Below are 15,012 nucleotides of genomic sequence, written 5' to 3'. Positions count from 1 at the left end.
ACCCCATGGACCACGAGGTATTCGTTCCGGCCCCGGCCGACGCCGTACGCCAGGTGCTCTCCGACCCGGCGCGGTTCGCCCGCTGTGTCCAGGGGCTCCATGCGGACGCCCCCGAAGCGGACGGCGAGGAGACAGACGGTACGGAGACAGACGGTACGGAAGCGGGCGCGGCGGCGAGCGCGGAAGCCGGTGCGGAAGCGGGTGCGGCGCGGGCCGGTGATCCGCTCGCCGGGCGGCTGCGGATCCGGGCCGGCGGACACACCATCACCTACCGGGGCGCGCTGCGGCTGGAGACGGCGGCGGACGGGGTCACCGTCCGGGGCGAGGGCACGGAGGTCCGGGGCGAGGGCACGGTCCGCCTGGAGCTGACGATCCGTCCGGCCCCGGCCGAGGGCGGCACCGTACTGAGCATCGGCGGTACGGCCACCGCGACCGGGCGGCTGGCGGAGCTGGCGGCCGGGGTCCGGGAGCAGACCGCGCACCGGCTGTTGGACGGCTTCGGCGAGCGGCTGGCGGAGGTGGCGGCGGACCACCCGGGCACCGGCACCACGCCCGAGCACCCCGGCGCGCCCGACTATCCCGTACCCGCTGATCACCCCGTAACCGACGAGGGCGATGACGAGGGCGATGGCGACGGCGAGGACGGCAAGGGGGCCGGCGGGGAGCACCCGGTGAGCGAGGAGGCCGTGCCCGGCTCCCCGCTCGATCTCTCCCGTGCCCAGGACCTCCAGGATCTGAGCGAACTCTCCGCCGTCAGCGATCTCGCCGCCCTCGGGGGTCTCTCCGAGCCGGACGGGGTGCCGGACGAGGTGCCGCCCGCCGAGGCCGCCCATGCCCGGCGCACCATGATCGGGCGCAGCGCCGAGGAGGTCGACCACGCTCCCCCGCGCGGACGGTACGCCCCGGTCCCCGCGCCCGGTGGGGACGGCCGGGGGCTGGCGCTGCGCTGGATCGCGCCCGCCGCCGCCCTCGCCGTCGCCTCCGCCGTGGTCATCCACCGGGCGCTGCGCCGCCGTGCGTGAGATGCCCGTACACGGGGGCCCGGTGCGTGAGTCGCCGGTGCGCGGGGGCCTCGTGCGTGCGGTGCGGAACCACGGCTGCCAGTAGGGTCCGAAGGGTGAACAGCAGTGAAGAGAAGGTCCGGCTGACCGCCGGCGATGTGGAGTTGACCGTCGGGCCGCGCCATGGCTGCCGTATCGAGAGCCTGACCATCGGCGGGACCGAACTCCTCCGCCAGGGCGAGCGGTACGGCTGTTTCCCGATGGCCCCCTGGGCCGGGCGGATCGAGAACGGAATCTTCCGGGACGGTGCCGAACTGCGCCGGATGCCGCTCAACGCGCCCCCGCACGCCATCCATGGCACCGTGCGGGACCAGCCGTGGCGGACCGCCGTGCACACCGCCACGGAGGCCGTCTTCGTCTGCGAGCTGGGCGATCCCTGGCCCTACCCCGGCCGGGTCACCCAGACGGTGGAGCTGGCCGAGGACTCGCTGACCCTCCGGATGGGGGTCGAGGCGGCCGAGGACTCCTTCCCGGCGCAGGCGGGCTGGCATCCGTGGTTCCTCCGTACCCTCGGCGACAGCGAGGCGCGGATCGACTTCGACCCGGCCTGGCAGGAGGAGCGCGGCGACGACCATCTGCCGACCGGCCGCCGTATCGCGCCGCTGCCGGGTCCCTGGGACGACTGCTTCGGCATGCCGGACGGGGTACGGGTCACGGTCACCTGGCCGGAGCGGCTGGAGCTGACCGTGAGCAGCCGGGAGGAGTGGGTGGTGATCTACGACGAGCAGCCGGAGGCGGTCTGTGTGGAGCCCCAGTCCGGCCCGCCGAACGGGCTGAACACCCACCCCCGGCTGGTGACCCCGGTGGACCCGCTGGAGATCGCGACCACCTGGAGCTGGCGCCGCCTCTGAGGCCCGGCCGGGCTGCCGGAAGGGCCCGGTCCGGCCGCCCGACGGGCCCCGGTCGGGCCGGGTGGCGGGGCCGTCCGTCCCCGCCCGGGACACGACCTAGGGAGTGTCTTCACAGTAGCGTCGTTCGCCCGGAGGGCGGGCCGGGCGGGGTCTGGTGCGTGCAATCGCAAGGCGGAGGAGGGAGTCCATGCGGAGCATCGGCGACCGACGACAACATCGCGAGTGTGCGTGCCAGGGCTCGGCCGGCAGACGGGACTTTGAAGACACGACCTAAGCTCGTGGGCATGAGTGATGCACGTGGGGATCTGCTCCAGCAGATCAAGGACAAGGCCGTGGTGCACGGCAAGGTGACCCTCTCGTCGGGTCTGGAGGCGGACTACTACGTCGACCTCCGCCGGATCACCCTGGACGGTGCCGCCGCGCCGCTGGTGGGCCAGGTCATGGCCGATCTGACCGCCGATCTCGACTACGACTGCGTCGGCGGGCTCACCCTGGGCGCGGACCCGGTCGCCACCGCGATCCTGCACGCCGCCGCCGGGCAGGGCCGCCGGGTGGACGCCTTTGTCGTCCGCAAGGCCGCCAAGGCCCATGGCATGCAGCGCCGTGTGGAGGGCCCGGACATCCGGGGCCGCCGCTGTCTGGTGGTGGAGGACACCTCCACCACCGGGGGCTCCCCGCTGACCGCCGTCGAGGCCGTCCGTGAGGCCGGTGGCGAGGTCGTCGCTGTCGCCACCATCGTGGACCGCGCCACCGGGGCCGGCGAGAAGATCAGCGAGACCGCCGGGGTGCCCTACCGCGCCGCCTACGCCCTCGACGAGCTGGGCCTCTCCTGATCCGCGCGCCCCGGGGTGCTGCCCCGGGGCTGCGGCAGGGTGGATCCGGACGGGGGACCGGGGGGTCCGGGGGGATCCAGGGAGGGGAATCACCCCTCTGACCTGCGGTGACGGCGGGAGCCCGGCTGTTTCACGTGAAACGGGGACCGCACCCGAAGGGGTGAAGGCACCGGGCCGGGTGGAGCCGCGCGGGCCGTCTGGAAAGATGGGGTCCGACGATGACGTCGCCCCCCAGGTCAGGGCCAGCTCATATCGCTTACCCGCACATCACAAGGAGCGGACAGATGCCCATCGCAACCCCTGAGGTCTACAACGAGATGCTCGACCGGGCGAAGGCAGGAAAGTTTGCCTACCCGGCCATCAATGTGACCTCGTCGCAGACCCTCCACGCCGCGCTGCGCGGCTTCGCGGAGGCCGAGAGCGACGGCATCGTCCAGATCTCCACCGGTGGTGCGGAGTTCCTGGGCGGCCAGTACAGCAAGGACATGGTCACCGGCGCCGTCGCCCTGGCCGAGTTCGCGCATATCGTCGCCGCGAAGTACGACGTCACCATCGCCCTCCACACCGACCACTGCCCCAAGGGCAAGCTGGACAGCTATGTCCGTCCGCTGCTGGCGGTCTCCGCCGAGCGGGTGGCCAAGGGCGAGAACCCGCTCTTCCAGTCGCACATGTGGGACGGCTCCGCCGAGACCCTCGCGGACAACCTGGCCATCGGCCAGGAGCTGCTGGCCGTGGCCGCCGCCGCCAAGATCATCCTTGAGGTCGAGATCACCCCGACCGGCGGCGAGGAGGACGGCGTCACCCACGAGATCAACGACGAGCTGTACACCACCGTGGACGACGCCCTGCGTACCGCCGAGGCCCTGGGCCTGGGCGAGAAGGGGCGCTACCTGCTGGCCGCCTCCTTCGGCAATGTCCACGGCGTCTACAAGCCCGGCAATGTGGTGCTCCGCCCCGAGCTGCTGAAGGACCTCCAGCAGGGCGTGAGCGAGCGCTACGGCAAGGCCGACCCGTTCGACTTCGTCTTCCACGGCGGCTCCGGCTCCACGGCGGAGGAGATCGCCATCGCGCTGGAGAACGGCGTCGTGAAGATGAACCTCGACACCGACACCCAGTACGCGTTCACCCGTCCCGTCGCCGGGCACATGTTCGCCAACTACGACGGTGTGCTGAAGGTCGACGGCGAGGTCGGCTCCAAGAACACCTACGACCCCCGCACCTGGGGCAAGCTGGCCGAGGCCGGCATGGCCGCCCGGGTCACCGAGGCGTGCGGCACGCTGCGCTCGGCGGGCAAGCGGATCAAGTAGTGGTCCTCAGGCGGTCCCGGCCCTCCGCGAAGAGGGCCGCTCCGCCCAGGCCAACGGCCCGGACCCCCGGAAAGGGGTCCGGGCCGTTGCCGTGACTCCCCTCGGGGTACCCGGGTCGTTCCCTTGGCCCTCCCGGGGCATCCGGGGCGGTCCCCTGGCCCTCCTGGGGCATCCGGGGCGTTCCGGTCGTGCCGGGCCCCGGACGCTGCGATGATCCGGATATGGCTGTCCGCCCGGGAGAGATCCGCCTGTCCACGGCCACCGGCCGCTGGGTCGTCCTCACCACCGTCCTCGGCTCCAGCATGGCCCTGCTGGACTCGACCGTCGTCAATGTGGCGCTGCCCCGCATCGGCGAGAGCCTCGACGCCGATCTCGCGGTCCTCCAGTGGATCGTCAACGCCTATACGCTCGCCCTCGCCTCGCTGATCCTCCTCGGCGGAGCCCTCGGCGACCGCTACGGCCGGCGCCGGATCTTCGTCCTCGGCGTGATCTGGTTCGCCATCGGCTCCCTCCTCTGCGGCCTCGCCCCCACCGGTGAGCTGCTGGTGCTCGCCCGTGCCTTCCAGGGCATCGGCGGTGCCCTGCTCACCCCCGGCTCGCTCGCCCTGATCCAGGCGAGCTTCCACCCGGACGACCGGGCCCGCGCGGTGGGTCTCTGGTCCGGCTTCGGCGGGGTCGGCGCGGCCATCGGGCCCTTTGTCGGCGGCTGGCTGGTCGACGGCCCCGGCTGGCGCTGGGTCTTCCTGATCAATGTGCCGCTGGCCGCGCTCTGTGTCCCCGTCGCCCTGCGCCATGTCCCCGAGTCCCGGGACCCCGGGGCCCATCTGGACCGCCGCTTCGATGTCCTCGGCGCGGCCCTCGGGGCCGCCGCGCTCTGCCTGGTCACCTATGCCCTGATCGAGGGCGTCTGGTGGGCCGGGGTCGCCGGGGTGGTGGTCGGTGTGGTCTTCGTCCTGGTGGAGCGGCACCGCAGCGACCCCATGCTGCCGCTGTCGATCTTCCGCTCCCGGCTCTTCACCGCCGTGAATCTGGTGACCTTCTGTGTGTACGCGGCTTTCGGCGGCTTCTTCTTCCTGGTCGCCCTCCAACTCCAGGTGGTCTCCGGCTACACCGCCCTCCAGGCGGGTCTCGCCCTGCTGCCGACCACCGTCCTGATGCTGCTCTTCTCGGCCCGCTCCGGTGAGCTGGCGCAGCGGACCGGCCCCCGGCTGCCGCTCACCGTGGGGCCGCTGATCTGCGCCGCCGGCATTCTGCTGATGCTGCGGGTGGGCGAGAACGCCTCGTACATGACGGATGTGCTCCCGGCGGTCCTGGTGATGGGGGTGGGCATGGTGACCCTGGTCGCCCCGCTCACCGCGACCGTGCTGGCCTCGGTGGAGACCGCCCGTGCCGGGATCGCCAGCGGGGTCAACAACGCCGCCGCCCGCGCGGCCGGGCTGCTGGCGGTGGCGGCGCTGCCGATGCTCGCCGGGATGGGGCCGGAGGCGTACCGCTCCGCGAGCGCCTTCGGGGCCGCCTTCGACCGGGCGATGCCGATGTGCGCGGCGGTGCTGGTGCTGGGCGCGGTGATCGCGGCCGTGACCATCCGCCGCCCCGCCCCCAGCTGTGTCCACCCGGAGTGCCGGGTGAGCTGCGGGGTCGGCGCGCCCCCGCTGGAGCCGGGCGAGCCGGAACCGGAACCGGAGCCGGAGAAGGCAGCGGAAAAGGCGACGGAGAAGGCGGCGGGGACGGCGGCGGAGGCCGGGGAGACGGGCCGGAGCGGTCCCGGTGCCGGGCCGGAGGGGGAGGAGGGGCCCCGGGGACCCGACCCGGGCCGGGGACGATGAGCGCGGCTGAGGGAGACTGGGGCCATGGCCATCCACGAGAACCTTCTGGGGGGACCGCCCCCCACCCGTCTGCCCGACGAGTCCGAGCCCCGCACGCTGCTCGAAGGCGGTGCGACCCCCGCCGAGGTCGCCGCCCGCTTCCCCACCTTCTCGCTCGCGTGGGCGCTCCTCGCCGACGACGCCTTCGCCCGGGGCAGCGTGGTCGAGTCGTACGCGTACGCCCGTACCGGCTACCACCGGGGCCTCGACGCGCTCCGCCGCAACGGCTGGAAGGGCCATGGTCCGGTGCCGTGGGAGCACGAGCCCAACCGTGGCTTCCTGCGGGCGCTGAACGCGCTGGCGCGGGCCGCCGGGGAGATCGGGGAGCAGGGCGAGTACGAGCGCTGCACCACCTTCCTGCGCGACTCCTCCGAGGCCGCCGCCGACGCCCTGAGCTGATCGGCCCTGGGCCGACCGGCGTCCGGAGACCTGTAGGTCAGGAGACCGGCAGGTCAGAGGCCCGCGCCCCCCTGGGTGCGCCCGGCGTACCCGCCGTGGTGACCCTGGAGGCAGGCGCGGGCCCCGGCCTATCATGCGCGTGGGGACCGGGGCCCACACCGACCAGGAAGGGGCGGACCGCTACCCGGATCGTCGAGGAGACAGCGATGTCGCAAGACGCCGACGCCACCCCCCATCCCGATGCCACCCCGCATCTGGATTTCGCGGGGACCACTCCCTACGAGGACTATGTCCAGGCGGATGTGCTGACCCATCTCCAGCATCCGCGTTCCGAGGACCCCGGCGAGATGGTCTTTCTGGTGACCACTCAGGTGATGGAGCTGTGGTTCACCGTCATCGTCCATGAGTGGGAGACCGCCGGACGCGCCCTGCGCGAGGACCGGATCCCGGTCGCGGTGGACGCCCTCAAGCGCTCCGTCCGGGAGCTGGAGGCGCTCAACGCCTCCTGGCGCCCGCTCGGGCAGCTCACCCCCGCCCAGTTCAACTCCTACCGGAGCGCTCTCGGCGAGGGCTCCGGATTCCAGTCCGCGATGTACCGGCGGATGGAGTTCCTGCTGGGCGACAAGTCCGCCTCCATGCTCGTACCGCACCGGGGTGCCCCCCGGGTCCACGCCGAGCTGGAGAAGGCGCTCCAGGAACCGAGCCTCTACGACGAGGTGCTGCGGCTGCTGGCGCGGCGCGGTTTCCCCGTACCGCAGGAGGTGCTGGAGCGGGCTCCGGCGCTCCGGCACGAGCCCAGCGAGGCGGTGGAGCGGATCTGGGCCGGTTTCTACGCGGACCCGGACGCCCATGCCGAGCTGGTACGGCTCGGTGAGGCGCTGACCGATGTCGCCGAGCTGGTCTGGCGCTGGCGCAACGACCATCTGGTGGCGACCCGCCGCGCCATGGGGGCCAAGACCGGCACCGGTGGCTCCGCCGGGGTGGCCTGGCTGGAGAAGCGCGCCCGTGGTCAGGTCTTCCCCGAGCTGTGGACGGCGCGCAGCCATGTCTGAGAACTCCTGCGGGACGACCGTGCCCGATGACCTCGCCGAGCGCGCCGCCGCCCTGGACGCCGCCGACGGCCTGGCCGCGCTGCGGAAGCTGTTCACCCTGGACGACACCGTCTATCTCGACGGCAACTCGCTGGGCGCGCTGCCCCGCCATGTCCCCGCCCGGATCGCCGAGGTGGTCGAACGGGAGTGGGGCGAGCTGCGGATCCGCTCCTGGAGCGAGAGCGGCTGGTGGACGGCGCCGGAGCGGATCGGCGACCGGATCGCCCCGCTGGTCGGCGCCGCGCCGGGGCGGATCGTGGTCGGGGACTCCACCAGCGTGAATGTCTTCAAGGCGGTGGTGGGCGCGGTCCGTATCGCCCGGCGGGGGCCGGACGGAGACGCCCGTACCGAGGTGGTGGTGGACGCCCGGACCTTCCCGACGGACGGGTACATCGCCGCGTCCGCCGCCCGGCTGACGGGGTGCCGGATCGTCCCCGTGGATCCCGCCGATCCCGGTGCGGTGGCCTCGGCGCTCGGTCCGGCCACCGCCGCCGTCCTGCTCAACCAGGTCGACTACCGCAGCGGGCGGCTCCACGATCTGCCCGCGCTCACGGCGGCGGTCCACGCGGTGGGCGCCGTCGCCGTCTGGGACCTCTGCCACAGCGCGGGGGCGCTCCCCGTCGGTCTGGACGCCCATGGGGTGGACCTCGCGGTCGGCTGCACCTACAAGTATCTGAACGGCGGGCCCGGCGCCCCCGCCTTTCTCTATATCGCCGAGCGTCACCAGGGTGTCTTCGACTCACCGTTGCCGGGGTGGACCTCGCACACGGATCCGTTCGCCATGGATCCCGCGTACACCCCCGCCGAGGGAGCGCTGCGGGGGCGGGTCGGGACGCCGGACATCCTCTCGATGCTCACCCTGGAGGCGGCGCTCGATGTGTGGGACGGGGTCCCGATCGAGGCGGTCCGGGCGAAGAGCCTGGCGCTGACCGACTTCTTCCTGGAGTGCGTGGATGGCCGGCTCGGCGAGCGGCTGGGTACGGGGCTGGGGGAGCCGGGCTGTCCGGTACGGTCCCTGACCCCGGCCGAGCACCGTCACCGGGGCAGCCAGACCGCGCTGAGCTGCGCGGACGCCCCGGTCGTGATGGAACGGCTGATCGCCAGGGGGGTGGTGGGCGATCTGCGCAGGCCGGATGTGCTGCGCTTCGGTTTCACCCCGCTCTACACCTCTTTCGCCGACGCGGAACGGGCGGCGTCGGTACTGGTGGACGTGCTGGCTGAGGTCCTGGCGGAGCCCTTGACTGAGGCGGCGTCCGGCAACTCCGGGGTGTCGACGGAGGGCTGACCCGGAGTCACCGCGGGCGCCCCGGGCCGGGCGAGGGGAGCGACCGATCGGCGGGGACTGGTACGGTCCCGCTGATCAAGGTCGTTCTCTCCGCGGTGCCGGTTCTGGGCTCCCGCGGCTGACGCGCGGTCATCCGCGTCTTCCCGGGAAGGTGAAACCGCATGCCGGACCCCGTGGCCCGTGACACCGCCGAGTCCGAGTCGGTCTTCTCCCATCCGGCCGTCGACCCGGATGTCTCGCTGCCCTACGGCGACCATCCCGACCAGGTGGTGGACTTCTACCGGCCACGTGACGGCCGGGACGGGGTGCCGCTGGTGGTGCTGGTGCACGGGGGCGCCTGGCGGGCGGCGTACGACCGGCGGCATGTCTCGCCCTTCGCGGACTTCCTCGCCCGGCGCGGGCTCGCCGTCGCCAGCGTCGAGTACCGCAGGGGCCGGGAGCTGCCGCAGCAGGGCGGGGACGGGCCGGTCGCGGGGCGCTGGCCGGAGACCTTCGACGATATCGCCGCCGTCCTGGACGCGCTGCCCGCGCTGGCCGCCCGGGCGGTGCCCGGGGCCGACCCCCGGCGCACCGTCCTCACCGGCCACTCCGCCGGGGGACAGCTGGTGCTCTGGGCGGCGGCCCGGCATGTGCTCCCGGTGGGCTCGCCGTGGCGGCTGCCCGCGCCGCCCGCGCTGCGCGGGGTGGTGGCGCTCGCCCCGATCGCGGACTTCACCCGGGCGGTGGAGCTGGACGTGTGCGGGGGCGCGGTACGGCAGCTCCTCGGCAGCGGTGACGGCGACGACTTCGCGGCGCGGGCGGACCACGCCGACCCGGCGCTGCTGCTGCCGACCGGGATCGCCACCGTCGTCGTCCAGGGCCAGGACGACATCGTGGTCCCGGCCCCGGTCGCCGACGCCTTCGTGGACGCGGCGGCCCACGCGGGCGAGACCGTCGGCCTCACCCTGCTGCCGGAGGTCGGCCACTTCCCCCTGATCGACCCGGCGGCGGACGCCTGCGCGGTGGTGGCGGAGGAGATCGCCCAGCTCGCGTGGTGACCTGCGGTCGGCGTTTGGGCATTGAGGACAGAAGGTGACCGCAAGCCCCCCTACCGTCTTCCCCATGACCCACCTTGTCACCGGGGCCACCGGAACCGTCGGCCGTCAGATCGTGCGTGAGCTGCTGGAGCGCGGGCACTCCGTACGGGCCCTCACCCGTGATCCCGAAGCCGCCGACCTGCCCTCCGTGGTGGAGGTCGTACGCGGCGATCTCACCGAACCCGACGCGCTCGGCGACGCCCTCGACGGTGTCACCGGAGCGCATCTGATCACCTTCGGGGGGCCGTACTTCACCCCGCTGGAGACCGGGCCCCGCCTGGTCGGGCTGGCGGAGGCGGCCGGGGTGCGGCGGATCACCGTGCTGCACGGCGGCGGGCCCAGCCCCCTGGAGGACGCCGTCCGCGCGAGCGGCCTGGACTGGACCGTGCTGATGCCGGTGGAGTTCATGGCGAACGCGCTGGAGTGGGCGGAGCCCGTCCGTACCGGCGACGAGATCCGCGAGCCTTTCGTGGACCGGCTGAGCGCCATGGTCCACGAGGCCGACATCGGCGCCGTGGCCGCCGTCGCCCTCACCGAGGACGGCCATGCCGGGGAGACGTATGTGCTCACCGGCCCCGAGGCCCTCACCATCGCCGACAAGGCCGAGCGGCTGGCCGCCGCGCGCGGCCGGGCCATCGCCCTGGTGGAGCTGAGCGAGGCGGCGGCGATCGAGCGCTGGCGGGAAGCCGGGCAGACCCAGGACGTGATCGACTTCCTGCTCTCCGTCTACCGGGACACCCCGCCGGAGGGCCGCACCGTCTCCGGCACCGTCGAGCGGGTCACCGGCCGCCCCGCCAGGACCTTCGCCGCCTGGGCGCGGGAGCACGCGGACGCCTTCCGCCCGGCCGGATGAGACGACGGGACCCGCTCGGCGGACGCCTTCCGGCCGGCCGCCGGATGACGGACGGGACCCGCTGAACCGGGACAGGCGTAGGCTCATGTAGTCCTCAGGACGGACGCGGCAGGATCCCCAGCGATGGTGACGACCGCGTCCGTCCCCCGCGCCTACCGTTCTGATCGTGACCCAGAAGACCCGCAGCCCCGAATTCGCAATGGCCTCGGGCGCCGTGAAGGGCCTGCCCAGGGACCTCTTCCACGACGCCTTCGCCTTCCGACCCCTGCCCCGGATGAAGACCGACGGGCCGCTGACCCGACGGCTGCCCGAGGGCGCCCGGGAACTCTCCGCCTGGACCCCGCACGGAGTCGTCCTCGCCCTCGTGCTCTTCACGCTCTATCTGTCGGCCCTCGACTCGGACGCCTACTACAGCGTCCCCGCCGGCATCGTGGTGATCACCGGGCTGATACCCACCGCCACCCTGCTCCTCGCGCTGATGCGCCCGGTGGGGGCGTTCTGGATCTCCCTTGCCTCCACCCCGGTCGTCGCGATGTTCTCCCAGTTCGGGGATCTCGCCCCCTGGTCGCCCCCGGGCTTCTTCGCCCATCTGGGCGTGATGGTTCTCGCGGCCCTGCGGACCCACCCCGCCATCGCGGGCTGGATGTGGACCCTGACCGCCTTCTACGCGATGTTCACCTCGTCCTTCCTCGGCTACGGCGGGGACAACGCGCTGATCATGCTGTTCTTCGCGGCGGTGCTCCTGCTGGCGACCTCGCTGGTGCATGTCCGCCGCAAGGCGGAGCGGGACGTCGCCGCCGAGCAGTCCGTCACCGCCGTCGAGCGCGACCGCCGCACCCTGCTGGAGGAGCGCACCACCATCGCCCGCGAGCTGCACGACGTGGTCGCCCACCACATGTCCGTGGTCGCCATCCAGGCCGAGGCCGCGCCCTACCGCGTGGAGAACCCCCCGCCGGAGCTGGAGAAGGCGTTCGTCACCATCCGGGAGAACGCCGTCGCCGCCCTGACCGAGCTGCGCCGGATCCTCGGGGTCGTCCGTGCGGAGGACTACGAGGCCCCCGACGCGCCCCAGCCGGTCCTCGCCGATCTCGACACCCTGCTCACCAATGTGCGGGAGGCGGGTCTGGAGACCACCAAGACGGTGACGGGCGCGGTACGGCCGCTGCCGCAGGGCGTCGAGCTGTCGGCGTACAGGATCATTCAGGAAGCGCTCTCCAACGCCCTGCGCCACGCCCCGGGCTCGACCGCGCTGGTCGAGGTCGGCTATGTCCTGGGCGGCATCGGACTGCGGATCGTGAACACCGCCCCGCGCGGCCTGGTGAAGCCCTCACCGGGCGCGGGGCACGGAATCACCGGAATGAAGGAGCGGGTGGCGATGCTCAACGGCGCGCTGACGCACGCGGCGACCGAGGACGGCGGGTACGAGGTGACCGCGTTCCTGCTGGCCGCCCCCGCCGACGAGGAGCCGGCCGCCCCGGCACGGGCCCGCGCCACCGGGCAGGGGTCCGCATGACCATCCGCGTGATGATCGTCGACGATCAGATGATGGTGCGCGAGGGCTTCTCCGTCCTGCTGAACGCGATGCCCGACATCGAGGTCGTGGGCGAGGCCGTCAACGGCCGGGAGGCGGTCACCAAGGTGGCCGAGCTGGCGCCGGACGTGGTCCTCATGGACATCCGGATGCCGGAGCTGAACGGCATCGAGGCCACCCGGGAGATCGTCGCGTCGGGCACCCCCGCCAAGGTGCTGGTGCTCACCACCTTCGATCTGGACGAGTACGTCTACCAGGCGCTGCGGGCCGGTGCCTCCGGCTTCCTCCTCAAGGACGCCTCCGCCCGGCAGCTCGCCGAGGGGGTACGGGTGGTCGCGGCCGGCGAGGCGCTGCTGGCGCCCACCGTGACCCGTCGGCTGATCACCGAGTTCTCCAAGCTGGCCACCCAGTCCCCCCGGTCCGGCACGGTCTCCCAGATGGGGGAGCTGACCGAGCGCGAGACGGAGGTGCTGGTGCTGATCGCCCAGGGCCTCTCCAACGCGGAGATCGCCGCGCATCTGGTGGTCGCCGAGTCCACGATCAAGACGCATGTCAGCCGGGTCCTGGTGAAGCTGGGGCTGCGGGACCGCACCCAGGCGGCGGTCTTCGCGTACGAGGCACGGCTGGTCACCCCCGGATAGCCCCGGCGCACCGGCATGCCACCGAACCGGCTCCGGCCTCCGGCCCCTGGGTCCCCGTGACCCCGGGGCCGCCGTGGCTTACCGGCTGGTCACAAGCGGGTGGAGGTTTGTCCACAGGGCTGGCCCGCACCCGGCCATGGCGGTTGACTTCCCGCTATGAGCGCACTTTTCGAGCCATGGTCGCCCTCGTTCGTCGCCGATCCGTACCCCGCGTACGCCCGGCTCCGGGAGACCGGCCGGGTCCACTGGTTCGAGCCCACCCGGCAGTGGCTGGTCCCCCACTTCGCGGATGTCTCCGCCCTGCTGCGGGACCGCAGGCTGGGGCGGACCTATCGGCACCGCTTCACCCATGAGGAGTTCGGGCGGACACCCCCGCCCGCCGCCCATGAGCCCTTCCACACCCTCAACGACCACGGCATCCTCGATCTGGAGGCGCCGGACCACACCCGGATCCGGCGGCTGGTGACCAAGGCGTTCACCCCCCGGACGGTCGCCGCCCTGGAGCCCACGGTCCGGCGGCTCGCCGCCGAGCTGGTGGCGGGGGTGCGCGCGGCGGGCGGCGGCGATCTCCTCGCCGATGTCGCCGAGCCGCTGCCGGTGGCGGTGATCGCGGAGATGCTGGGCATCCCGGAGTCCGACCGGGGGCTGCTGCGCCCCTGGTCCGCCGATATCTGCGGGATGTTCGAGCTGAGCCCCTCGGAGGAGACCGCGCGCCGGGCGGTCACGGCGTCGCTTGAGTTCTCCGCCTATCTGCGGAAGCTGATCGCCGAGCGGCGCGCCGAGCCCGGCACCGATCTGATCTCCGCCCTGATCGCCGCCCATGACGAGGGCGACCGGCTGAGCGAGCAGGAGATGATCTCCACCTGTGTGCTGCTGCTCAACGCGGGCCACGAGGCGACGGTGAACACCACGGCGGGCGGCTGGTGGACGCTCTTCCGCCACCCGGAGCAGCTGGCCGCCCTGCGCGCGGACCACTCCCTGCTGCCGTCCGCCGTCGAGGAGCTGATGCGGTACGACACCCCGCTCCAGATGTTCGAGCGCTGGGTGCTGGACGACATCGAGATCGACGGCACGGTGATCCCCCGGGGCTCCGAACTCGCCCTGCTCTTCGGCTCCGCCAACCGCGACCCCGCCCGCTTCACCGACCCGGACCGGCTGGATCTCGCCCGTACGGACAACCCCCACATCACCTTTGGTGCGGGCATCCACTTCTGTCTGGGTGCCCCGCTCGCTCGGGTGGAGCTGAACGCCTCCTTCGGTGAACTCCTCCGCGAGGCCCCGACGATGCGGTTGGTGGCCGAGCCGGAGTGGCAGCCGGGGTATGTGATCCGGGGCCTGCGCGAGCTGCGGGTGGAGCTGTAGAGCCGTAGGGACCTCAGGGGGTGCCCCCGCCCCCGGGGCACCCCCTGAGGCCATCAACTGAAGATGATCATCGATCCCTGGCCCAGGCTGCGGATGGCCGCAGCATGGAGACCCAGCCAGACATGGCGCTCACGGGCGAAGGGGCTGTCGTCGGGGAGGAGGGGCGCCGCGGGCTCCTCCAGGGAGGTGGGGCGCGGCGGTGGCCCCGGCGGGGCCGGGGGGTTGGCCGGGTCGATGCCCAGGGCGGGGGCGACGAACTCCAGCTCGCGCAGGAGCCCCTGGGTGGAGCCCAGCGGCCCCCCGCCCGCCAGCAGGGCGTCATTGGAGAGCGGCGCCGCGAAGTCGACCGGGACATAGGCGCCCGCGTGGTCGTAGTGCCAGACGAGATGCGACTGCTGGGCGGCGGGCTCGAACATCTCCAGCAGCTGCTCGTAGTCGCCGCCGAGTTCGTCCACCGGCGTCACCGCGAGTCCGCACAGCTGGAGCAGATAGGCGCGGCGCAGAAAGTGCAGGGCGTCGTAGTCGAACCCGGCGACCGGAGCCACATCGCCGGAGAGTCCCGGCGTATAGGCGAAGACGGGGACGGCGGGCAGCCCCGCGTCCGTCAGCGCCTTGTCGTAGACGGCGAGTTCTTCGGCGAACGGATTGTCCGGGCTGTGGCAGAGCACATCGACAAGAGGGACCAGCCAGAGGTCACAGGCCAAGGGAGGCTCGCTCTCCAACGGGGGCGGGGGCACGGTCGGCCGGCAGGGTCGCGGTCGGCGCGATCCCGGACGGGACCACGGTCGGCGGCACTGCGGGTACTGCTGCATCGCGGGTATTGCGGTACTGCGGGCTGTCGCGGTCACACCGTCGCA

General features: G+C 72.8%; 14 protein-coding genes. 13 read left to right on the top strand and 1 reads right to left on the bottom strand.

Going from position 1 to position 15,012, the window contains the following annotated elements:
* The first annotated feature begins 5 nt into the window (after positions 1–5).
* From ABT354_RS06275 to ABT354_RS06215, 13 genes are all read left to right on the top strand, one after another.
* Positions 6–1,022 (top strand): SRPBCC family protein, encoded by a 1,017-nt coding sequence (locus ABT354_RS06275; protein WP_351489740.1) that lies wholly within the window; start codon positions 6–8, stop codon positions 1,020–1,022.
* A gap of 95 nt (positions 1,023–1,117) precedes the next feature.
* Positions 1,118–1,912 carry an aldose epimerase family protein gene (locus tag ABT354_RS06270; RefSeq protein ID WP_351489738.1) on the top strand — a complete coding sequence of 265 codons (795 nt, stop codon included), beginning with the start codon at positions 1,118–1,120 and terminating at the stop codon, positions 1,910–1,912.
* 284 nt (positions 1,913–2,196) lie between these two features.
* Positions 2,197–2,745: an orotate phosphoribosyltransferase gene (gene pyrE, locus ABT354_RS06265; RefSeq protein ID WP_351489736.1), complete on the top strand. Its 549-nt coding sequence runs from the start codon at positions 2,197–2,199 to the stop codon at positions 2,743–2,745.
* Positions 2,746–3,029: 284 nt separating this feature from the next.
* Positions 3,030–4,052, top strand: coding sequence for a class II fructose-bisphosphate aldolase (fbaA, locus tag ABT354_RS06260; RefSeq protein ID WP_351489734.1), 1,023 nt, complete (start codon positions 3,030–3,032; stop codon positions 4,050–4,052).
* Between the two features lie 221 nt (positions 4,053–4,273).
* Positions 4,274–5,878, top strand: coding sequence for an MFS transporter (locus ABT354_RS06255; RefSeq protein WP_351489732.1), 1,605 nt, complete (start codon positions 4,274–4,276; stop codon positions 5,876–5,878).
* A gap of 24 nt (positions 5,879–5,902) precedes the next feature.
* On the top strand, positions 5,903–6,316 hold the full coding sequence (locus ABT354_RS06250) for a DUF3151 domain-containing protein (protein WP_351489730.1): 414 nt from the start codon (positions 5,903–5,905) through the stop codon (positions 6,314–6,316).
* Positions 6,317–6,522: 206 nt separating this feature from the next.
* Positions 6,523–7,368 carry a tryptophan 2,3-dioxygenase family protein gene (locus ABT354_RS06245; RefSeq protein WP_351489728.1) on the top strand — a complete coding sequence of 282 codons (846 nt, stop codon included), beginning with the start codon at positions 6,523–6,525 and terminating at the stop codon, positions 7,366–7,368.
* The gene (gene kynU / locus ABT354_RS06240) at positions 7,361–8,692 is read left to right on the top strand and encodes a kynureninase (RefSeq protein ID WP_351489727.1); all 1,332 of its coding nucleotides are present in this window, start codon (positions 7,361–7,363) and stop codon (positions 8,690–8,692) included. Before ABT354_RS06245 ends, kynU begins: the two co-directional genes overlap by 8 nt.
* A gap of 161 nt (positions 8,693–8,853) precedes the next feature.
* Entirely contained in the window at positions 8,854–9,729 is an 876-nt protein-coding gene (locus ABT354_RS06235) for an alpha/beta hydrolase (RefSeq protein ID WP_351489725.1), read from the top strand.
* Between the two features lie 64 nt (positions 9,730–9,793).
* Positions 9,794–10,621 carry an NAD(P)H-binding protein gene (locus ABT354_RS06230; RefSeq protein ID WP_351489723.1) on the top strand — a complete coding sequence of 276 codons (828 nt, stop codon included), beginning with the start codon at positions 9,794–9,796 and terminating at the stop codon, positions 10,619–10,621.
* Positions 10,622–10,820: 199 nt separating this feature from the next.
* The gene (locus ABT354_RS06225; protein WP_502983349.1) at positions 10,821–12,134 is read left to right on the top strand and encodes a sensor histidine kinase; all 1,314 of its coding nucleotides are present in this window, start codon (positions 10,821–10,823) and stop codon (positions 12,132–12,134) included.
* A complete protein-coding gene (locus tag ABT354_RS06220; protein ID WP_351489721.1) occupies positions 12,131–12,793 on the top strand; it encodes a response regulator in 663 nt (220 codons plus the stop codon). The genes ABT354_RS06225 and ABT354_RS06220 overlap by 4 nt, the downstream gene beginning before the upstream one ends.
* A 156-nt stretch (positions 12,794–12,949) precedes the next feature.
* Positions 12,950–14,155 carry a cytochrome P450 gene (locus ABT354_RS06215; RefSeq protein ID WP_351489719.1) on the top strand — a complete coding sequence of 402 codons (1,206 nt, stop codon included), beginning with the start codon at positions 12,950–12,952 and terminating at the stop codon, positions 14,153–14,155.
* Positions 14,156–14,208: 53 nt separating this feature from the next.
* Here the strand turns inward: ABT354_RS06215 and ABT354_RS06210 are convergent, their stop codons facing one another.
* Entirely contained in the window at positions 14,209–14,859 is a 651-nt protein-coding gene (locus ABT354_RS06210) for a putative DNA-mimic protein (protein ID WP_351490164.1), read from the bottom strand.
* Between the last annotated feature and the right edge of the window lie 153 nt (positions 14,860–15,012).

The sequence above is a fragment of the Streptomyces sp. NPDC000594 genome, assembly GCF_040299965.1.
Lineage (GTDB): Bacteria > Actinomycetota > Actinomycetes > Streptomycetales > Streptomycetaceae > Streptomyces.
Note: the sequence above shows the minus strand (reverse complement) of the source record. Positions and strands in the feature narration are given on the sequence as shown.

Excerpts from the sequence above, each read along its gene's own strand:
- ABT354_RS06275 (WP_351489740.1), top strand. The coding sequence starts at position 6 with ATGGACCACGAGGTATTCGTTCCGGCCCCGGCCGACGCCGTACGCCAG.
- pyrE (WP_351489736.1), top strand. The coding sequence starts at position 2,197 with ATGAGTGATGCACGTGGGGATCTGCTCCAGCAGATCAAGGACAAGGCC.
- fbaA (WP_351489734.1), top strand. The coding sequence starts at position 3,030 with ATGCCCATCGCAACCCCTGAGGTCTACAACGAGATGCTCGACCGGGCG.
- ABT354_RS06255 (WP_351489732.1), top strand. The coding sequence starts at position 4,274 with ATGGCTGTCCGCCCGGGAGAGATCCGCCTGTCCACGGCCACCGGCCGC.
- ABT354_RS06250 (WP_351489730.1), top strand. The coding sequence starts at position 5,903 with ATGGCCATCCACGAGAACCTTCTGGGGGGACCGCCCCCCACCCGTCTG.
- ABT354_RS06245 (WP_351489728.1), top strand. The coding sequence starts at position 6,523 with ATGTCGCAAGACGCCGACGCCACCCCCCATCCCGATGCCACCCCGCAT.
- kynU (WP_351489727.1), top strand. The coding sequence starts at position 7,361 with ATGTCTGAGAACTCCTGCGGGACGACCGTGCCCGATGACCTCGCCGAG.
- ABT354_RS06235 (WP_351489725.1), top strand. The coding sequence starts at position 8,854 with ATGCCGGACCCCGTGGCCCGTGACACCGCCGAGTCCGAGTCGGTCTTC.
- ABT354_RS06230 (WP_351489723.1), top strand. The coding sequence starts at position 9,794 with ATGACCCACCTTGTCACCGGGGCCACCGGAACCGTCGGCCGTCAGATC.
- ABT354_RS06225 (WP_502983349.1), top strand. The coding sequence starts at position 10,821 with ATGGCCTCGGGCGCCGTGAAGGGCCTGCCCAGGGACCTCTTCCACGAC.
- ABT354_RS06220 (WP_351489721.1), top strand. The coding sequence starts at position 12,131 with ATGACCATCCGCGTGATGATCGTCGACGATCAGATGATGGTGCGCGAG.
- ABT354_RS06215 (WP_351489719.1), top strand. The coding sequence starts at position 12,950 with ATGAGCGCACTTTTCGAGCCATGGTCGCCCTCGTTCGTCGCCGATCCG.